14 protein-coding genes are annotated in these 20006 nt (G+C 56.8%); 8 read left to right on the forward strand and 6 right to left on the reverse strand.

What is annotated here, in order from left to right:
• From VGC62_RS03675 to VGC62_RS03685, 3 genes are all read right to left on the reverse strand, one after another.
• Positions 1–519: ABC transporter permease (locus VGC62_RS03675; RefSeq protein ID WP_331185715.1), on the reverse strand; the 519-nt coding region annotated here is incomplete at its 3' end.
• A complete protein-coding gene (locus tag VGC62_RS03680) occupies positions 520–1449 on the reverse strand; it encodes an ABC transporter permease (RefSeq protein WP_331185716.1) in 930 nt (309 codons plus the stop codon). It abuts the gene before it with no gap.
• Between the two features lie 388 nt (positions 1450–1837).
• The gene (locus VGC62_RS03685; protein WP_331185717.1) at positions 1838–2890 is read right to left on the reverse strand and encodes an ABC transporter substrate-binding protein; all 1053 of its coding nucleotides are present in this window, start codon (positions 2888–2890) and stop codon (positions 1838–1840) included.
• Positions 2891–3283: 393 nt separating this feature from the next.
• On the opposite strand from VGC62_RS03685, the gene VGC62_RS03690 reads away from it, so the two are divergent.
• From VGC62_RS03690 to VGC62_RS03705, 4 genes are all read left to right on the forward strand, one after another.
• Entirely contained in the window at positions 3284–4069 is a 786-nt protein-coding gene (locus VGC62_RS03690; protein ID WP_331185718.1) for an FKBP-type peptidyl-prolyl cis-trans isomerase, read from the forward strand.
• A gap of 396 nt (positions 4070–4465) precedes the next feature.
• Positions 4466–4918: a YkvA family protein gene (locus VGC62_RS03695; RefSeq protein ID WP_331185719.1), complete on the forward strand. Its 453-nt coding sequence runs from the start codon at positions 4466–4468 to the stop codon at positions 4916–4918.
• Between the two features lie 103 nt (positions 4919–5021).
• On the forward strand, positions 5022–5372 hold the full coding sequence (locus tag VGC62_RS03700; RefSeq protein WP_331185720.1) for a helix-turn-helix transcriptional regulator: 351 nt from the start codon (positions 5022–5024) through the stop codon (positions 5370–5372).
• The gene (locus VGC62_RS03705) at positions 5369–5746 is read left to right on the forward strand and encodes a hypothetical protein (RefSeq protein WP_331185721.1); all 378 of its coding nucleotides are present in this window, start codon (positions 5369–5371) and stop codon (positions 5744–5746) included. Before VGC62_RS03700 ends, VGC62_RS03705 begins: the two co-directional genes overlap by 4 nt.
• Before the next feature lie 9 nt (positions 5747–5755).
• On the opposite strand, the gene VGC62_RS03710 is transcribed toward VGC62_RS03705, so the two are convergent.
• Together VGC62_RS03710 and VGC62_RS03715 are read right to left on the reverse strand one after the other, a co-directional pair.
• Positions 5756–7540: a bifunctional diguanylate cyclase/phosphodiesterase gene (locus tag VGC62_RS03710; RefSeq protein ID WP_331185722.1), complete on the reverse strand. Its 1785-nt coding sequence runs from the start codon at positions 7538–7540 to the stop codon at positions 5756–5758.
• A 146-nt stretch (positions 7541–7686) separates the two neighbouring features.
• On the reverse strand, positions 7687–9765 hold the full coding sequence (locus tag VGC62_RS03715) for a carboxy terminal-processing peptidase (protein ID WP_331185723.1): 2079 nt from the start codon (positions 9763–9765) through the stop codon (positions 7687–7689).
• 311 nt (positions 9766–10076) lie between these two features.
• Here VGC62_RS03715 and VGC62_RS03720 point away from each other — a divergent pair, with 311 nt between their 5' ends.
• The 4 genes from VGC62_RS03720 (at position 10077) to VGC62_RS03735 (ending at position 17647) form a co-directional block, all read left to right on the forward strand.
• Positions 10077–11039, forward strand: coding sequence for an NAD(P)H-quinone oxidoreductase (locus VGC62_RS03720; RefSeq protein WP_331185724.1), 963 nt, complete (start codon positions 10077–10079; stop codon positions 11037–11039).
• Positions 11040–11219: 180 nt separating this feature from the next.
• Positions 11220–12554, forward strand: coding sequence for a hypothetical protein (locus VGC62_RS03725; RefSeq protein WP_331185725.1), 1335 nt, complete (start codon positions 11220–11222; stop codon positions 12552–12554).
• A 61-nt stretch (positions 12555–12615) separates the two neighbouring features.
• Positions 12616–14634: a hypothetical protein gene (locus VGC62_RS03730; protein WP_331185726.1), complete on the forward strand. Its 2019-nt coding sequence runs from the start codon at positions 12616–12618 to the stop codon at positions 14632–14634.
• 337 nt (positions 14635–14971) lie between these two features.
• A complete protein-coding gene (locus tag VGC62_RS03735) occupies positions 14972–17647 on the forward strand; it encodes an autotransporter outer membrane beta-barrel domain-containing protein (protein WP_331185727.1) in 2676 nt (891 codons plus the stop codon).
• Positions 17648–17706: 59 nt separating this feature from the next.
• On the opposite strand, the gene VGC62_RS03740 is transcribed toward VGC62_RS03735, so the two are convergent.
• The coding region (locus VGC62_RS03740; RefSeq protein ID WP_331185728.1) for a hypothetical protein at positions 17707–20006 on the reverse strand (2300 nt) is incomplete at its 5' end.

Here is a 20006-nt window from a genome sequence, read left to right on the forward strand (position 1 = left end):
AGCGACCATCTCCTGAGACATGTCGAAATTACGCAGCCCGGCCAGTAGGGCAATGATCACGTACGGCAAGGCCAGCATGATGTGCGCCAGGATCAGACCGGTCATGGTGCTGATCAAGCCAACCCGTGCGTAGACGAAAAACACCCCGGCTGCGATCAGGATGATCGGCACCATCATGGGCAGCAGCAAAATGATCTGCAGCGTGCGGACTACCTTCAGGCTGGAGTTGTTGATGGCGTACGCTGCCGCCATGCCGATCGGCAGGCTGACCGCCGTCGTCACCAACGCCGTGATCAGGCTGACCCTGGCCGCCGACATCCATTCGGCGCTCTGGAAAAATGCTTCATACCAGCGCAGCGACCACTCCTTGGGCGGAAACTGCAGGAAGCGGGCTTCGGAAAACGACATCGGCACCACGATCAGCACCGGCAGGATCAGATACAACAGGAGCACCGCCACCACCACCGTGAAGAGCATGTGCGAGAGGCGGACATGGCGCAGGTTGGCAAGCATTTTCATTTAGCGTGCTCCCAGGATGCGTTCAATAGGAATGAACTTGTTGATGCCCCAGAAAATCAGGAACACCACCAACAGCAGCACCAGACCCACTGCGCTCGCGGCGCCCCAGGCGTGGTACAACTCGACGTTGCGCTGCACCAGCATCGACACAAGAATGGTCCGGCCACCGCCAAGCAATTCGGGGGTGATGAAAAAGCCCAGGCAGATCACGAACACCAGGATCGAACCGGCCATGATCCCCGGCGCGGCCATCGGCAGGAACACTCGGCGGAAGGTATAGAAGGGTTTTGCGCCCAGGCTTTCAGAGGCTTGCATCAGGTCCTGCGGGATCTTCTTCATCACCGAATACAGCGGCAGCACCATGAACGGCAGCATGACGTGCAAGGTGCCGATCACGGTGCCTGTGGTGTTGTGCATCAGGTTCAGGGGTTGATCGATGATGCCCAGATCGATGAGCGTCTGGTTGACCAGCCCCCGGCGTTGCAGCAACACCAGCCAGGCGTAGGACCGTACCAGCACGCTGGTCCAGAATGGAATGATCACGCAGATCAGAATCAGGTTGGCCCAGAAGCCGTGCATCCTGGAGGCGGCATAGGCGATGGGGAAACCCATGAAGATCGATAGAACGGTGACCATGAAGCTGATCTTGAAGGTGAGTGCGAAGGTGTCCCAGTAAATGCGCTCTTGAAAGATGCGCGCGTAATTGGCAAGGGAGAAGCCCTCTTCAGTCTGCACCGATTGAAACGCTAGCCAACACATCGGCAGGATCAGCAGCACGACCACCATGACCAGCGCCGGCATGAGCAGCAACAGCATCGAGGTGTGTTCCCTGCGCTCCTCGCGGGCCAGCGCCTGGCTGTTGGTGAGCGGCGGCTGGTGCTGGTCGTTACTGGATTCAGGCAGGGCTTTGGCAAGATATGCATTGGACATGTCGAACTCCCGTCACTGCTTGTGGCTGGACGGTGTCCAGCCAAGGCTGGCATCACGGGTCTTGTCGTAACGGATCATCAGGCTCGCGAAATGAAAAGCGCGTTGCGTGCGTGTTGTCATGTGAAGACTCCCGAGGGTGGGCAGATTTCTGGAAGCGAGCGTGACGTATTTGTTGTAGGCCGTGCTGCGGGACCTTGCAGCCCTAACTGTACCGAGATGCCGGAAAATGAAGCGGTCGTAAATGGCCTGCGGCGAAGTGGTTTATTGCGAAATAGGGGGGGCTGACGGCATGTCCTGCGCCGAGGTAGCCAGTGTGGCCTTGTGGGGGATAGGGCTGAACATCGCGGGGCGCGCCCAGACCGGGCGCGCCCCTAAAACGCCGAAGTATTTACTTCTTCTGAACGAACGCCAGCCAGCGCTCCTCTGCTTTTACACCGTCTTGCGATGCCCACCATTTGGCTGACAGCAGCGCCTGACGCGAGATGTTCTCGGGTGCAGAAGGCAATTTGGCGACGCGATCTGGCGAAATGATCCCCGTCTTGTACGCTTGCGGGTTGAGCGGGCCGTAATCGATGATCATCGGCAGTGCGGCTTGCAACCTGGCATCAATGGCTTCGTTGACGAACTTCATCGCCGCAACTTTGTGTGGCGAGCCTTTGAGTACGCACAGCGAGTTGGTTTCCAGTACGCCCTGGTTGTAATCGAAGGCCACAGGTGCGCCATCTGCTTGCACGGCGGTGATACGACCATTCCAGGCCTGAATCATGTCCACTTCTCCGTCGCTGATAAGCTGCGCGGACTGACCCCCTGAGGTCCACCAGGTGGTGATGTGCGGTTTGATTTCTTCAAGCTTCTTGAACGCACGATCTACGTCCAGCGGATACAGCTTGTCTGCGGGTACGCCATCGGCCATCAAGGCGATTTCCAGGGTCGGGCGTGGCAGGTTGCGCAGCGAGCGCTGGCCGGGGAATTTCCGGGTGTCCCAGAAGTCCGCCCAGGTCTGGGGCGCCGCTTTGTTTTTGAAGGCATCGGTGCGGTAAGCCAGCACGGTGGAATAACTGATATAGCCGACGCTATAGTCGTCTTTCAGGTCCGCCGGCAATTGAGCGGCGTTAGGGATCAGCGATAAGTCGAGCTTCTCGAACAAGCCTTCCTGTTCGCCGCGAATACAGTCGCCGGTGGGCAAATCGACGACGTCCCAACTGACGTTGCCACTTTCGATCTGGGTCTTGATGATCGGATAGGCTTTGGGCGAGCTGTCCTGCTTCAAGGTCAGGCCGAGCTTTTTCGCTGCAGGTTCAAGAATCGCTTTGCTTTGTGCTTCTTGATAAGCCCCGCCCTGAGAGACAAAGGTGATGTCTTCGGCGAAGGCCAGGCTGGCAGCGCCGGTCAAAAGAGCCAGGCTCGCCAGTTGTAGCGCGCGGATACTGTTAACGCTCATGGTGCAGACTCCAGATGATAGGCAGGTTCGGCAGCGGGCTGGATGTGTTTTTTTTAGGTCGGGCTGTGGTGCCCGGAAGGCTTTAATGTACCGGCAAACTGACGGACGAAACGGGCACAAATGGGCTAAGCAAAAGTGCTTTATTGCGAAAACGGGAACAATCGCGGCATCTCCTGCGTTGGTTGCTCTATCGCAAGCAGGTCCAGCGATGGTTTTTTTTGCGTATCGCCTGAACTCGAGCTGAACGAGGTTCCCGATCAAACGAGAAAACCTTTGGATACCTGAACTTATCTTGCTTTTCTCCCTCTCATGCCGGTAGCCATTGATCGCGGCGGCCTGATAAGCTCGCGGCTTTACTCGTTTGCCCTATTGGCGCATGAACAAGGAATTAGCATGAAACAGCATCGGTTGGCAGCGGCGATAGCCCTGGTCGGTCTGGTACTCGCAGGTTGCGATAAGCAAGCCAGCACCGTCGAGCTGAAAACTCCGGCGCAAAAAGCCTCCTACGGTATCGGTCTGAACATGGGCAAAAGCCTGGCTCAGGAAGGTATGGACGATCTGGATTCCAAAGCGGTAGCGCTGGGCATCGAAGACGCCGTTGGCAAGAAAGAACAGAAACTTAAAGACGACGAACTGGTTGAAGCCTTCGCAGCCCTGCAAAAGCGTGCCGAAGAGCGCATGGCCAAGATGAGCGAAGAGTCGGCAACGGCTGGCAAGAAGTTCCTCGAAGAAAACGGCAAGCGTAAGGAAGTCACCACCACGGCTTCCGGCCTGCAATACGAAATCGTCAAGAAAGCCGATGGCCCGCAGCCTAAGCCGACTGACGTAGTGACCGTTCACTACGAAGGCAAGCTGACTGACGGCAAAGTGTTCGACAGCTCGGTAGAGCGCGGTAGCCCGATCGATCTGCCGGTGAGTGGCGTGATTCCGGGTTGGGTTGAAGGCCTGCAACTGATGCACGTCGGTGAGAAGGTCAAGCTCTATATTCCTAGCGATCTGGCCTACGGCGCGCAGAGTCCAAGCCCGATGATCCCCGCGAACTCGGTACTGGTTTTTGACCTGGAACTGTTGGGTATCAAAGACCCTGCAGCCGCTGCGGCCAACGATGGCGCTGCAAGTGCTGCGGCAACCGACGACGAAGAAGAAACCGCCCCGGCCAAGCCTGCGGCCAAGAAATAATCGATTCGCTGATTATTGCTTGAAAAAATGCCCCGTTTTTACGGGGCATTTTTTTGGGTGCGGTTATCAAATCGAACGGAGTCTGTTACACAGAGTCCCAATATCGTCTGCGGCATCGTCGGGCTGATTCGTCAGATGATTCGATAAGCGTCGCAGGACGCGAGGGATTAGTGTCCTGACCTGCTCAAGTCAATGATTTTTTGCGTTTATTTGTGTGAGTAAAAAACGCGCGATTTAAGCCAAGAGCCGATAGAACGGACGTTTCAGCGCCAAAAAACGGCTCTGTTCACAAGGTTATCCACAATTTGTGTGGATAACCTTTAGCGCGTGCGCCGCACCCCCGCTGGGGTGTGTGGTTTACTCAGCGGCTTACTTTAACGGCACCTTGGAGTGACCATGAAAGCACCCTGGAATCTACTCCGTTATCTGCCGATGGCTCAGCGTCTTTTGGCGGCTGGTCGTTTGCCGGCATTGTTGTTTGCGGTCGCGCGCAAGGGCGCTGGCGAAGGCAATCGCCTCGGCAAGCTCAAGGATGACCTGAAATTGCTGCAAGCGCTGTGTCTGGCTTATTGGCGCGGCGAGTATCGTGCGATAAGCCTCAAGGCAATTGTGTCGGTGGTGGCGGGGTTGATGTATTTTCTCAGCCCGCTGGATGCCATTCCTGACTGGATTCCTGGGCTGGGCATGCTCGACGATATCGCTGTGCTGGCGTGGGTAATGAAAAGCCTGGACGCTGAACTCAATGCGTTTCGTGCATGGCGAGCCAGGCAGAGTCCAGAAAAGCTGGCGGTGGTTGAGCGCTTGCCTGCCACGCCCAAGCTTCTTGAGCAGGAAAAGCCCAGGGATTGAGTCTCTGTCGATGCAGTTCTGTGTTTGTGTCGATCCGCTGTTAAGATGCCATCAGAAAAGAAAAAGCCTACTTGCAATAAGTTGCTGTCCCACAGGGGGTTGTATGGATCTGCAGGTCATTTCTCGTGATGGAGAGCCAGAATACGCAGTGCTGCCATGGGCCCGATATCAGGCGCTGATACAGGCTGCCGGCTTAGCCGATGCTCAGGATAACGCGGGTATTGGGCCGCCTGTTGCTGTTTCTGCGGGTGCCGAAGATGACTTGCCAGGGTTCGATCAACTGGGGCCATTGCGTCAGGCTAAGGGATTGGAAATTACGCAATTGGCGCGAACCGTCGGCATCAGCCCGTCGTACCTGGAGCTGATTGAAAACGGCACGCGGCAACCAGATGCAGCGATCAGGCGCAGCCTGGCATGGGAACTGGGTGTACCTGGCTGGCGAGGTGAGTCATGAGCGTGAGAATCAGCCGTCAGCAATGGGAAGCGTTGCTGGCTGAGCTGGACCTGGCGCGACGTCAGCGACATCTGGTGACGTATCGCGCGTTGCTTGAGCGTTTGCAGTTGCCGACCCCGGCGATGCTCACCCTTACCGCTGCGCTTGAACACCTTGCCGCCATCGACGCGAAATCTGAACAGCCCTTGCGCAGTTCGCTGGTGATCAGTCAGGGCGCGAGCCGCCTACCGCGTACCGGTTTTTTTGAGTGCGCCGAGCGCCTGGGAAGATTTTCCGGCCCGTCCGATGGCGTGGCAGCCGCCTCATGGCATGCTTCGGAAGTGGTACGGGTGTTTGAGTTCGAATACGCGCAAGAAAAACAGTCGCAAGCTTGAGTCTTCGCTCTAGCTTGAGGCTTGCAACATGAAGCTTGTGACTGCCTCTTTGGTATCAATCACATGCACGCTCGCGCCGCTCACATCCTTGGCGTAATGCTTTGCCTGTGAGGCCAGTTCCGCCAACTGGCTGGCATCCAGCATCGAACAGACATCCGGGTGCAGATGCACGACACCAATAGACAGCGACAGCAGCGCGAACTCCTCTCGCTGGCCCTGACGATTGAGTGCCACAAAACAGCCTGCTTGCAGATGCTCCGCGCGATAAAAGCGGCGGCACTGATTCTGGAAATCCTCTAGCAGTATATTCAGCCGTTTTCGCCAATCATCCGAGCCCAGCACCATCAGAAAATCATCGCCACCGATGTGCCCGACAAAGTCCCGGCTCGGGTCGATGCGATCGTTCAGGCATTGCGCCAGGCACAGCAACACCTCGTCGCCACGGCCATAGCCATAGATGTCGTTAAAGGGTTTAAAGCTATCGATATCGACGTAGCAGATCATTGACTCGCGACCTTGCTGCAACAGTCGGGTCAGGCATTGCTGGATAGGCACGTTGCCCGGTAGCAGCGTCAGTGGATTGGCATAGCGCGCCTGCTGGATCTTCAGTTCGGTGATCAGCTTGAGCACATCGATTACCCGACCCAGGCCCAGGTAGGTCCCGTTTTGCATGATGATGAAATCTTCCTCGATCCGTTGCCGCGCACGGCTGGTGATCAAGCGGCTGACTTGTTGCAGCGACTGAGTCAACTCCACCGCGAGAAAATCGTCGCTCATCAGGCGGCTGATCGGCTTGCGCGCATAAATCTCGGTTGCAAACGGTTGCAGCAGCACCTCCGACAGAGAGTGCCTGTGGACAATGCCGACGGGCTGTTGCTGCTCATCGAGCACCGCCAGCGAATTGAGGTTGGCTTGTTTGCGGAAGGCCTCCAGCACACTGGCGGTTGGCGTGGATTGCAACACAGCAGGTTGCTCGTTGAGCAGAGCGCTGAGATCGCACCCTTCCTCGTTTAGGATCGCGGTGCTGGCATCGGCCTTGGGCAGAAGGGCATGGGCATCACGCGGCGGATATTCCTGGGGACGGCAAAGCAAATAGCCCTGGACCAGATCCACGCCCATGTCGATCAGTACCGACAGCTCTTCTTGCAACTCGATGCCTTCGGCGATCACCGTCGCGCGCGAGGCCTTGGCCATTTGCAGCATGGAGCCGACGAACTCGCGCTTTACTGCATCCTGATGAATGCCGTCGATGAAGTGCCGGTCGATCTTCACGTAATCCGGGCGCAGCTCAGACCACAGCCGCAAGCTCGAATAGCCTGCACCCAAATCGTCCAGGGCAATGGAAAAGCCCATGTCGCGATAATGGTGCAGCGCGTTGTACAACAAACCGAAGTCATCGGTGGGCGTCTGCTCGGTCAACTCGATCACTACCTGGCTCGGCGCAATACCGTAGCTTTCCAGCAACTGCAGGGTACGCCCTGGTGGGTGCGAGACTTCCAGCAGTGATTCGGGCGAGATGTTCAGGAACAGCTTGCCCTCAAGTTTCTGCTGGCTGAAACGTCGGCACGCCGAGTCGCGACAGGCCAGTTCCAGTTCGCTCAAGCGACCGGCCTGGCGGGCGACGGTGAACAGGCTGACAGGCGAATGCAGTGAGCTGTTGGAGGGGCCGCGAGTCAAGGCTTCGTAGCCGAGAATACGTCGATCCGATAGCGACACAATCGGTTGAAACAAGCTGTACAAGTCGCCACGAGCCAAAATTGAACTCAGTGCGCTCAGCTGTTCAGTGACGGTCATGGCAATCCCGGGGCAAGAAAAAGGGGCTTGGCGCTGTGGCGCCGAGCCCCTTTATTTCACGACAGATTCATGACTGTTTGATGATGGTTGCTATTACATCGCCATCTATTTCATGAACCTTGACTTGATCACCCATCCTTACGGTTTTACTTCTTTGCCACGCTGGCGCTCAAGCCCAGATAGTCAATGAGGATACGCCCGGTTTCTGCCAGGTACGCGTCGTCTTCGGGTTTGGTTTTGTCATCTTCAACCGGCAGTGCGTCTTCGTCTTCTTTCTTCAGCTCTTTGAGCGGTTCTTCACCCTTGGCCTTGCGGCGGATGTTTTCCATGCTCAGTTGCTGACTCTCAAGGTCGGAGTGTTCGGTACGACGCACACTTTCATTGAGGCTGACGGTTTTCTCGCTCATCAGCTTTTTGGCCAGCGCAAGTTTGTCTTCGATGAATACGAACTCGGCGTCTTTCGCCGAGCGCACCTCATGGCGTGACTGAAGCTGCGCCAGGAACGGCCTGAACGGGTCGACCGCAGGTTTGATCGCAGGCTTGATGGTGTCGTAGGCCATGGCTTCTGGTAGCGCGCTTTCACCGATTTCCTTGGTGTCGATGATCGATGGATACGCGATGTCAGGCAGCACGCCCTGATGCTGAGTGCTTTGACCGGAGACGCGGTAGAACTTGGCCAGGGTCAGTTTCAGCTCGCCGTGGTTCAGCGGTTGGATGGTCTGCACGGTGCCTTTGCCGAAGGTCTGACCACCAATGATCAATGCGCGGTGGTAGTCCTGCATGGCGCCGGCAAAAATCTCCGAAGCAGATGCCGAAAGACGGTTCACCAGCAAGGCCATTGGGCCTTTGTAGAACGCGCCGCTGTTTTCGTCTTCAAGCACGTCCACCTTGCCGTCGGCGTTACGCACCAGCACGGTCGGACCGTTGTCGATGAACAGACTGGTCAGCTCGGTGGCTTCCTGCAACGAACCGCCGCCGTTGTTACGCAGATCGATGACCACGCCATCGACTTTGTCGCTTTGCAGCTCGGTCAGCAGTTTCTTCACGTCGCGGGTGGTGGACTTGTATTCCGGGTCGCCAGCGCGGTAGGCCTTGAAGTCCAGATAGAAGGCCGGAACTTCAATGACGCCCAGCTTGTAGTCCTTGCCATCCTGATTCAGGTGCAGGATCGACTTTTTCGCGGCCTGTTCTTCAAGCTTCACTGCTTCGCGGGTGATGGCAACGATTTTGCTGGTCTGGTCGTTCGGGCCGTTACTGGCAGGAATCACTTCCAGACGTACCACCGAGCCCTTCGGACCCCGAATCAGCTTGACCACTTCGTCCAGACGCCAGCCGATCACGTCGACCATTTCCTTGTCGCCCTGGGCGACGCCGACGATCTTGTCAGCTGGGGCGACCTGCTTGGTTTTGGCCGCAGGACCTGCCGGCACCAGGCGCACGATCTTGACGTTGTCGTTATCGCTCTGCAACACAGCGCCGATGCCTTCCAGCGACAGGCTCATGTTGATGTCGAAGTTTTCCGCGCTGTCAGGCGACAGGTAATTGGTGTGCGGATCATAAGACATGGCGAAGGTGTTGATGTACGCCTGGAAGATGTCTTCGCTGCGGGTCTGGGCCAGGCGCGACAATTGGTTCTTGTAGCGCTTGGTCAGGGTTTCCTGGATCTTGGCCGGGTCTTTACCCGCGATCTTCAGGCGCAGGACTTCATCCTTGACGCGTTTGCGCCAGAGATCGTCCAGTTCGGCTTCGTTCTTGGGCCAAGGGGCATCCTTGCGATCGACCAGCAAGGTTTCCTTGGTGGTCAGATCAATCTTGTCGACGCCCTGGTTCAGTTCGGCCAAGGCAAAATCCAGACGCGACTTGATGCGGTCCAGATAGCGCTTGTAGATAACGAATCCCGGTTGCAAATCGCCGCTCTTGAGGAAGTCGTCAAATTGCGTGCGCCATTTGTCGAACTCAGCGATATCGCTGGCCAGAAAATAGCTGCGCGCCGGATCGAGCAGTTTCAAGTAGCTCTGATAGATGATCTCGGAGCGCTTGTCATCCAGAGGTGGCTTGCTGTAGTGATGCCGTTTGAGCAGTTCAACTACATTAAGGCTGGCTATCACCTCGTCACGATCAGGCTGAAGGTTATCCCAGCTGTTGGCGGCAAAGGTGTTGGCAGACATTGGCAAAACACTGAAGCCAATGAGTAGCGCAAGTGTGCTGGGTAAAAAATGCTTCATGCTGATTCGACGCGGGGACAATTGATAACGCATATTAGGCCGTCTTTGAAGTCGCCGGTTGCGTCTCAGGCTCCGTGAAAAACTACTACAGGCTGGGCACCTTCGGCGTTACGCACGCAATGCTGCGTTCAAAACAGTCGGGAAATGGTCATTTAGAATACTAAACTCCGCTTTTCGCCTGTTTTTGCCTTGTCTTGCCTTCGCTCGTGACGTTTTTTTACACAGCCTGATGCGCAACCCGGTCGCATAATGCAAAAAGCTCGATGTGTACAGCACATCGGGCTCAGTCGAGAACTCACTATGGAGGCACCGTGAAAGCATTGCAAGGCGTTGAAGGTCAAGTGGAATGGGGCGAACAGCTATCACCTGTGCTCGATGTCGGCCAAGTCCGCATCAAGGTGGCTGCGGCAGGGCTCAATCGAGCCGATTTGTTGCAGCGCGCCGGGCTGTATCCGCCACCGCCAGGGGTCACGCAAATCCTCGGAATGGAGTGTTCCGGGGTGATCGCCGAAGTAGGGCCGGGCACCTCGTGGCAGGTCGGAGACCGCGTCTGTGCGCTGCTGGCGGGCGGTGCGATGGCCGAAGAAGCGGTCGTCGACGCGCGGCATGTTTTACCGGTACCCGAGGGCATATCGCTGGTCGAAGCAGCAGGCATCCCGGAAGTCTATGCAACGGCGTGGCTGAATCTGTTCCAACTGGCGGGCCTTAAACCCGGCGAAAAAGTGTTATTGCATGCCGGGGCAAGTGGAGTTGGTTCAGCTGCCATTCAGCTTTGCAAAGCGTTCGGTAACCCGGTCTGGGTGAGCGTCGGCTCGGCTGAGCGTCTGGCGTATTGCGAAGCATTGGGTGCGCAAGGTGGCGTGATCCGTGGCGAGAGCCTGGAAAGCCTGGGCGATTTTGGGCCTTTTAACGTCATTCTCGATCCGGTGGGCGCCAACTATGCCGCGCTGAATTTAAAAGTGCTGGCTGTCGACGGCCGCTTGGTACTGATCGGTTTAATGGGCGGGCGCAAGGCTGAACTCGATCTGGCGCTGGTGTTGGGCAAACGCATCCAAATTCTCGGCTCGACCCTGCGCACCCGCGATGACCCGTTCAAGGCCGACTTGCTCAGTGACCTGGCGCAACACGTCTGGCCGCTGTTCACCGAAGGCCGCCTCAAGCCGCAACTGGCGCGCAGCTTTGCGATTACGGACGCAGAAGCCGCGTTTGCCGAGCTTGCGACCAATCAGGTGTCGGGCAAGGTGGTGCTGGTGATTGATGAGAGTCTGGTGTGACGCCGTTTTTTCGCTGTTCGTGTGACCGATAGAGCTGCCGCACTAACCGACAGACGGTGACCAAAACTGTCATTTCTGACAGTAGCCAAGTCCGGTGAAAGGGTTCTCAATGACGGCTTGTAGCACTGTGTAAGTCGGCTTGTCGGCTGACAGCGCTTCATCGGACAGGGTGAGGACAACATGGCCAAGGATTGGAAAACACAGCCGTTGACGTGGCGGACAGGGCGCGTTTCGAAGATCAGTCTGCCGGCACCTCAAGTGCCGGCTATCATCGATCCGAATGATCCAGACGGCCTCGTTTCCACCGGAACGCAAGTCAACGATCTCAAAGTGTTGGTCCCACTCTGGCCAGTACCGGCTGATCCCGGAGAGACCGACATTCTGGAGTTGTTCTGGAGCAGTGCCCCCGTTGGCACTCCAGTGGCAAGTTCCAGCTTTGCAGGACCGATTGATCCGGGACTGTTTCCTTTTTCGCTGCTGGTCGACAAAAACTTCTTGCAGCCGGACGGTCAGTTCCAACTCTGGTATGAGGTCACTACCGATACCGGTGTTAGCGCTGTCTCCGATCGCCGTACGGTGACCATCGATACACGCCCACCCAGTTACAACCAGCAGTTGCTGGCCCTGCTGTTACCCGCTGATCTATCGGGCGGGCTGATTAACGAAGCCTATCTGGCAAGCCATAACGACGAGGTAGAACTGCGACTGCCAAGTCCCGTGTATCTGGATGCAAAAGATGGCGATGTCGTCGATCTCTACTGGTCCCAGAGCAATCCGCCGATGTCTGGCGTTGTTGCCAGCACCCCGGTGACTCAGGCGCAAATCGATGCCGATGATATCCGCATCAACCTGCCCGGCAGCGCCATTCGAGCGCCCGATCGGGACGGCGATTTTTATGCGACTTATAAAGTCCGCGATCGCGCCGGTAACGAGACCCAGACCTTTTCCCGCGAAACCCTGGCGACGGTAGCGCTCAAGCCGATACCGGGTGGTGATCTTCCGGAGCCCGAGTTTCCAGATGCAACCATTTATGGCTACATCCATTGTGCCCACGAGCCCTGGAACGGCATTCGGGTCAGGGTCCAGTTCGTCCGCAATCTGTTTGAGTATCAGGACCAGATCAGCCTGCACTGGCAGGGCTACCGCACGTTGAATGGCAACGACCCCATTCTCGGCACGGAGGGCGTGTTTACCAGGAACATCAGTCGCGAGAACGTGGCCGACGGTTACCTGGACATCCTGGTCGAGCCCTTCATACCTTATATCGAACCCATCATCGAGGGTTCGGCATTGGCCAGCTACCGCTTGACCAAGTTCGGCGGGCAATCGGGCACTTCCGAGGAAGGGCTGGTGAAGATCAACCGACAATTGCCCAGTGGTGAGATATGTGGGCCAGTGAGGCTGGCACCGCAGTCTGCCCCTCAGCTCAAGGGCGGATGCAGCGTTTGTCGTAAAGGCCGTAGCTTTCTCGCGCGCTTGTTTCGAGCACTTGGGCGTGGCGGTAGAGGGAAGTAACGCAGGTAAACAAGGAGCGCGTCGGGCTCGAACGGCGCGTATTGACTCAAGGAGAAATGAGATGAGCAACACACAAACTAGAAACCCCAACGTTCTCGCGAACGCGCTGGTGCGCACTATCAATCAGCAGAAAAGAGAGAAGCAAACCCGTGCAGGCGTGCTGGCGCTGGCTGCTCCGGTGCCGCCGGACTGGTGGCCTGGCGAGACGGAATTCGCAGGTCTGGTGCCTCGCGAGGATCAAGAAAAGGACATGATAATCCTTATCGCCCAATGGCCTAACAGCGCCCTGGCGGGAGAGACGGATTCGCTACTGTTTCAATGGAAATCCTCGGCCTCCAGTGACTGGCAGGACGCGCAGTCGCCTATTTTGATTTCAGGCCCTCTAGATCCTAGCCAATTTCCAATGCCCTTGACGTTGAGCAAAACCAATTTTGAAAAGGAGGGCACATTCGACCTACGTTACCGCGTCACTATCGATGCCGGCACCATTACAGACTCCGACACCGCTCAATTCATCATCGATAAAACCCCGCCCAATGGTAATCAATCCCCGATAGCACCGGGTTTTGTCGATGGAACCGTCGTCTCCGACGGTGTCTCCGGTGACTATCTGGCGACCAATGGCGGAGTGGAGATCGTCATACCTTTGTATCAGGACGAAAATCCGGGGGACTCTCTGGAGATATACGTTCATAACCCTGGTACCAGCCCTACCACCCCGAATCATACCGGTGAGTTTGACGTTAATCGTCAAATCAAAATACCGACCGTTGCTTTCGATGGGCTGCTCGATGGGCTGATCTACGTCGCTTACCGGCTGCTCGACAAGGTTGGGAACCGTGGGCCAGAGTCTAATAACGCAACAACCGGGCTGTTCATCAATCCTTTGCCGGTTGAGCCGTTAGCAGCACCCCGAGTACCCAGAATCGCTGATGACAACGTTTTGAACCTCAATGACGTTGCGCTGGGGGAAAATCTGGTTGAAATCGACCTCTACCTGAACTGGCTGGAACATGACAAGGTCGAACTCACCTGGGGGACGGCGAGCAACAAGGTTACCCATGAGATTACATCTGCTCAGGATCCGATGACGCTGACCGTGTTGTACGACTTGATATTGAAAGAGGCCTATGGCGCGGGGACGGGCGTGGTCTCTACCCCCGTCAGTTACGTGGTCAAGCGTGGTAACAAAGAGTTTGCCTCTGAGGTGGCAAACATTGATGTCGACTTTTTTGTACCTGGCCCGGTTAACCCTGACCGGCCGGACCCGGTAAACGTCAACCTGCCTAGAGTCACGGTTAAGGGCACGGGCGCTACGCCCACCGACAACGTGCTGAATCCAGATGACGCTGACCTTCCGGTCGAGGTGACGGTCGACCTGTACACCCCCATCGGGACGGGTGAGCAGATGATCTTGTACTGGAGCTCACCGGACAGCCAGGTCGGAAAACTCAGCCCGGTTACTGGTAATCCGGGTGACCCGTATACATTCACCGTGGCCTGGGACGACATCAAGGATTTGCCCAGCAGCACCGAAGTGCCGGTGTTCTATACCGTCGGCCTGGTCAACGGCACCGGTAATATCGAGTCATGCGTCCCAACCCTGGTAGATGTGAGCGCGGCCTTGCCGATCGAACTTGCGCTTCCCGAGTTTCCTAATGCAGGCACTGCTTCGGATGGTTCGCCAATTCTTAACTGCACTTCATTCATTGGCGCGGATCAGCATGTTGTCGTCAACATCCCCGGTAATGCTCCGTTGCTCAGCGGCGGTGAAGAACTGACGTTCACATGGAGCTGCTTCACCGACAAGTTTGGGCAAGTACCGGCGGGCACGCCACAAGTGTTCAAAAAAACGATCACACCCGCCGAAGCCACTGCCGGGTTTGAGGTCATCGTTCAGCCATTCGATGACTACATCCTTCCTGTGGACAGGAACGGGTCGATTACATTGACGTACGAATCGGACACCACGCCGCCAATGCAAGGGACGATTCTGATTCGGGCAGCAGCAATGGATGCAGCAGGCGTTTGCCGACCCAATTCGCGCCGCGGTTTAAATGCGACCAGTTGCAGCTGTTGAGCACCCAGGGTCTATTGCCGTTTGATTGTGAGCTGCGTTGCTGCGGCCACAACCAAACAACAACAGCACCCAGGCGCTTATCGATAATTGAACGTGTCAACTTCATGGAGTGGCTCACCCAACAGTAAGGCTGTGGAGTACGGCCTTACTGTTGGGTAAGTCTGCGGCTCTTTTGAGCGATGAGTGGTCGTTAATATACATTGTAAGAAGCTACGCTCAGCAAGACAGGAAAGGTCCTACATAGACAGAAGATTGAAGAATGTACTCTTCGCGCCCTTATCCTTCGGCGCTTATCGGTAGCTCCGTGGGAATGGCGTTTATTTCCAAGGAGCTGGTCATGGCTGAATCAGGTTGCATGTTCTCGCGGTACTTCAAACCCTCAACATTTATATCCCTTGCGCTGTGCATCAGTGCTGCCGCTCGGGGAGGCGTGTTGTTACCCGGTGAATCTGCGGTCGTCAGCCAGGGCGATACGCCTGAAGGCTGGAGCATCGGTTCAGGCTCTACCCTGACTGTAAACAGCGGCGGCCAGGCTCTGGGAATCTCTGGCGGAGGTGCGGGGAGCATCCTCAATCTCAATGCGGGAAGCTCAACCCAAAGTATCAATCTAAGTGCCGCTGGCTCAGTGGCTAACATCACGGGTGCCAGCATCATAGCGAGCAGTGGGTCAAACGCCTTTCAACTCGGCGGCGGCTCGGCAATCTTGACCGACACCACCGTCACCAGTGCAAACGGCCTCGGACTATTCGGCACGCAGCTTGCTACCGGTCCGGGCAGTTCATTCCTGATCAATGGCGGCGCGGTCAGCGGTGCGATCGGAGGCGTATCGCTCTCCTTCGGCAGCTCGCTCGACGCCACTGGGACGGTGATTACGGGCACAGGCGCCAACAGCTATGGTGTTCGAGGGTTTGGCTCGGACATTACGCTTCGCAACAGTACGGTCAGCGGCGGCCTGAACGGCATTCTTTACCGGGCGGACGTTGCTAATGTGAGGGCGGGAACCCTCAATGTCGAAGGCACTCATGTCGAGGGCGCAAGCGGTGCCGCGATTCTGCTCAACGGCCAGGGCGGGGGATTGGTAGCCAATCTCAACCTGCTCAACGGCACGACCCTCACCGGGGGCAACGGCAATGCCCTGGAAGTCACCAACACCGCTACTGCGAACGTTTTGCTGCAAGGCAGTGAGGTGACCGGCAATATCGATATCTCCAATAACAGTACGGCGAACCTGACCTTCAATCAGGGCCGATTGATCGGTAACGTCTCGGCGGATGCCACCAGTACTGGCACATTGGCGTTGAACAACGGCTCTGCGCTCACTGGCGACGTGACTGGTATCGATTCGGTCAATCTGGATGCGAGCGCCATTATCGGCAATGTCACCTCGGCAAGTGCCGCAGGTGTTGTGTCGTTGAATAACGGCTCTGCGCTCACTGGCGACGTGACTGGCATCGATTCGGTCAATCTGGATGCGAGCGCCATTACCGGCAATGTCACCTCGGCAAGTGCCGCAGGTGTTGTGTCTTTGAATAACGGTTCAGCACTCACCGGCAATGTGAACAGCAACAGTGTCAGCCTCGATGCCAGCTCGATGACAGGTAATATCACCTCAAACGACGGCGCAGGCGTTGTGTCGCTGGCGAACAACTCGGCGTTCACTGGGAATCTGGTCAACGTCGACAGCGCGACCATTGGGGCTTCTTCTGCCTGGAACATGGTGGCCTCCAACAGCATCAACTCGTTGGTGATGAGTGGCGGCGCAGTGAAGTTCGGCGCAGCCAATGAGTTCTATCAGCTCGATGTCGGCAATCTGTCGGGCAACGGCACGTTCGTGATGGACGTCGATTACCAGACCAATCAGCACGACACCTTGAACGTTACCGGTATTGCAACAGGGACTCATGAACTGTTGATCGCAGGATCAGGCACCGATCCACTGGCTGCTTCGCCGATAACCGTTGTGCAAACGGCTTCAGGCGACGCGGTGTTTGGGTTAGTGAATGGTCCGGTAGACGTCGGTACATGGTCCTACGGATTGGCGTCGACGGCCAACGGCGCCGGTGGCACTGACTGGTACCTGGACCCGTCCAGCAAAACCATCAGCCCCGGCACTCGTTCGGTGTTGGCCTTGTTCAATACGGCGCCAACCGTGTGGTACGGCGAGTTGACTTCGTTGCGCAGCCGCATGGGTGAATTGCGTTTCAATGGCGGGCAGGCAGGCGGCTGGGTACGCACCTACGGCAACAAGTACAACGTGGCAGACGCCTCTGGCACCGGTTATCAGCAAAACCAACAAGGGATATCCCTGGGTGCCGATGCGCCGCTGCCGTTCGGTGACGGGCAATGGTTGATCGGGGTGCTGGCCGGTTACAGCAAGTCGGATCTGGACTTGGATCGTGGCACTTCGGGCACCGTCAGAAGTACATACCTGGGCGCCTATACCACCTGGATGGATCAGGACAGCGGTTACTACTTTGATGGCGTGTTGAAACTCAACCGCTTCCGTAACGACTCCAAAGTCAGCATGAGCGATGGCGCGCGCTCCAAAGGTGACTACGACACTTCCGGCGTGGGCGGTTCGGTGGAATTCGGTCGCCATATCAAGCTGGACGACGGTTACTTCGTCGAACCTTACACGCAGCTTTCCGCCGTGATCATCCAGGGCAAAGACTACGGGCTGGATAACGGGATGGAAGCCGAAGGTGATCGCACGCGTTCTTTGTTAGGGAAAGTGGGCGTGACAGCGGGCCGTAACTTTACCTTGAGCAACGGCAGTATCGCGCAACCTTATGTGCGTATCGCAGGGGCGCATGAGTTTGCCAAGAACAACGAAGTGCAAGTCAACAACAATGTTTTCAATAACGACTTGTCCGGATCGCGGGGCGAGTTAGGGGCGGGTGTCGCGGTGGCGTTGTCCGAGCGTTTGCAGTTGCATGCGGATTTCGATTACGCCAAGGGTGAAAACATCGAGCAGCCGTTCGGGGCCAATGTTGGGGTTCGGTATAGCTGGTAATTTGTTAAATCAGCACTCGCGCATCGGTGCCATTTTGATGCGCGAGTGCTTGGCCGCTTTCAGATTGCGTTGGCCTCGGCAGCGCCGTGCCAATCGTCATACGATTCCATAGCCGCTTCCTGGCCGGTCACCAGATTTTTGCCCATATTCCTCCAGAGCCCCGAGCGGTCAGTGGACCAAGAGTAGAGTCTTGCCTCGTCTTGCGGCCACCTTCCACCGTACTGACTATACATTTCCCGGAGTTCATTAAGGTTGGGAATACGTAGTCCATTGGCACTCGCATTATTGACTGCACGCTTATAGGGCGCATTGCCCAGGAAACGAACAATGATTACGCCTGAGACGTTCACCTGATAACTTCCAGAGCGTCCGGCGCTGTCTTGGACCGTAATCGTTGCACTACCATTGCCCTGTGAAGTAATTACCCCATTCTGATTAACTCTTACCACCGACGGATTGCTTGAATGATATGAGTAAGGTGCTTTTCCGCTGCTCGGAACCCTCGTCGTCGACGTGTTGGCGGGCCATGCCGGAGGATCAATCCCGAGATTTCGACCAGGCCGATAAAACTTACCGCTCAACGTGACCGTCGAAGGGTCCAGCACAAACGGCGGTATCGGTGAGACGACAGTAAGCGTGCGCACGTTTGACGCCGATCCACTCCCATATTGCGCCACCGCCTTGATGCTGTGGGCACCGAGGGCCAACCCGGTCAGGGGGTGAGTCCAATCACCGGCAGTGGTTGCGGTGACTTTTCCCTTCGACGACGCTCCATCAAACACTTCGACCTGTTCGCTGCCTGCTGCCTTGCCAGAGGCCGTGACTGCGGTATCGGTGGTTGTCCCGCCATTGGCAACTTCTCCCTTGGAGTCCTTCACGCTGCTGAGCGTGGGCGTTATTTCTTGCTTGACGGTCACGCTCCACACCGCCGAAGCCACTCCCGCTCCATACAACGCCTTGGCCGTAAACGCATGACTGCCGACTGCCAGCCCAGAGGCTTCTCGTGTCCAGACTCCCGTACCATTTGCCGTTGCCACACCTTTTGAGGCGGTGCCGTCCAACACTTCAATCTGTTGATTGATGGAGGCTTGACCTGAGAGGGTGAGGCGGCTGGCATAGGTCGATGATCCGCTGCTGACCGGTTTTCCAGCGGCATCGATGACGCTCACAATGCTTGGCGGCACAACCGCGACAACGGTAAAACTGCGTACCGCAGACTCAGGGTTACTGCCGTACAGCGCCTTGGCCTTGATCGCATGGGCTGCCACACTCAGCCCCGTGATATTCAAACTCCAGACGCCTGAAGCATTGGCGGCGACAGTGCCTTTTGAAACAGTGCCGTCGAAGATCTCCACACTTAGATTCGGATTGGCCTCGCCTGTCACCACGACGGCGGTGTCGACAGTGAAGCCTGCTGGCGGGATATCGACCCCTTTGGCATCTTTGATGCTGGTGATCAAGGGGTTGACGGAGGCTGCTACTTTGATAGTCCACGGTTGTGACTCATCTCCAGTGGCGTACAACGCTTTTGCCTTGAATACATGAGTGGCTATCGACAACCCAGTAACAGACAACTTCCATACACGGGTGCCGTCAGCGGTGGCCGTGCCTTTGGAGACGGTGCCATCGAAAAACTCTATCTGCTGGTCCGGGGCGCAGCGGCCAGACACCGCGACACTGGTATCCACCGTGCTGCCGTTGTTGGGAACTGCGCCAAGGGAGTCGATCACGTTGGTGATCTCAGGCGTTGGGTTCTCCTGTATTTCAAGCGTGCGGGGAGTGGAGACCTGTCCGCTACCATCCAGTGCATGGGCGGTGAGGGCGTAGTGTTTAGGGGCCAGTGCGCTCAGTTCGTGCGTCCAGTCCCCGGAAGCGTTGGTCGTTGTTTTGCCGTAGGACGTCGTGCCATCGAACAGTTCAACCTGCGACAGTATGGTCCCCGTGCCGGTGAGGGTCACGTGCGTGTCGTATGTACTCCCCCCGTTGGCGACCTCTCCCTTGGAATCACGGACGCTGATAATCCGTGGCGGTTCCCAGTCGTAGTGCAGCTTGAATTGGTAAACGGTCTCTGGAAAGACAATTGCGCCAGCCTCATTGGCGACACCATCGAAGGCCACATTGCAGAGCACGCGCAACGGGGTGTCCTGGCCGAGTTTTTCCAGTTCAGTTCGCAGCACGGGTTGGTCGAGCCCGACTGGAGCGCCGGTCAATTCGCTGGCGTCCAGCAATGTGATCACATGGACGCCACCCGTTGGGGTACGGCCTTCAAGGCGAAGCCATACCCGTTGTCCTGCCGTGATGAAAGGCCATGTGCCGACTTTGACGGCGGCATTGCCGGTGAACGTGGCGAGGTTGAGTA

Source organism: Pseudomonas sp. (assembly GCF_036404235.1).
Classification (GTDB): domain Bacteria; phylum Pseudomonadota; class Gammaproteobacteria; order Pseudomonadales; family Pseudomonadaceae; genus Aquipseudomonas.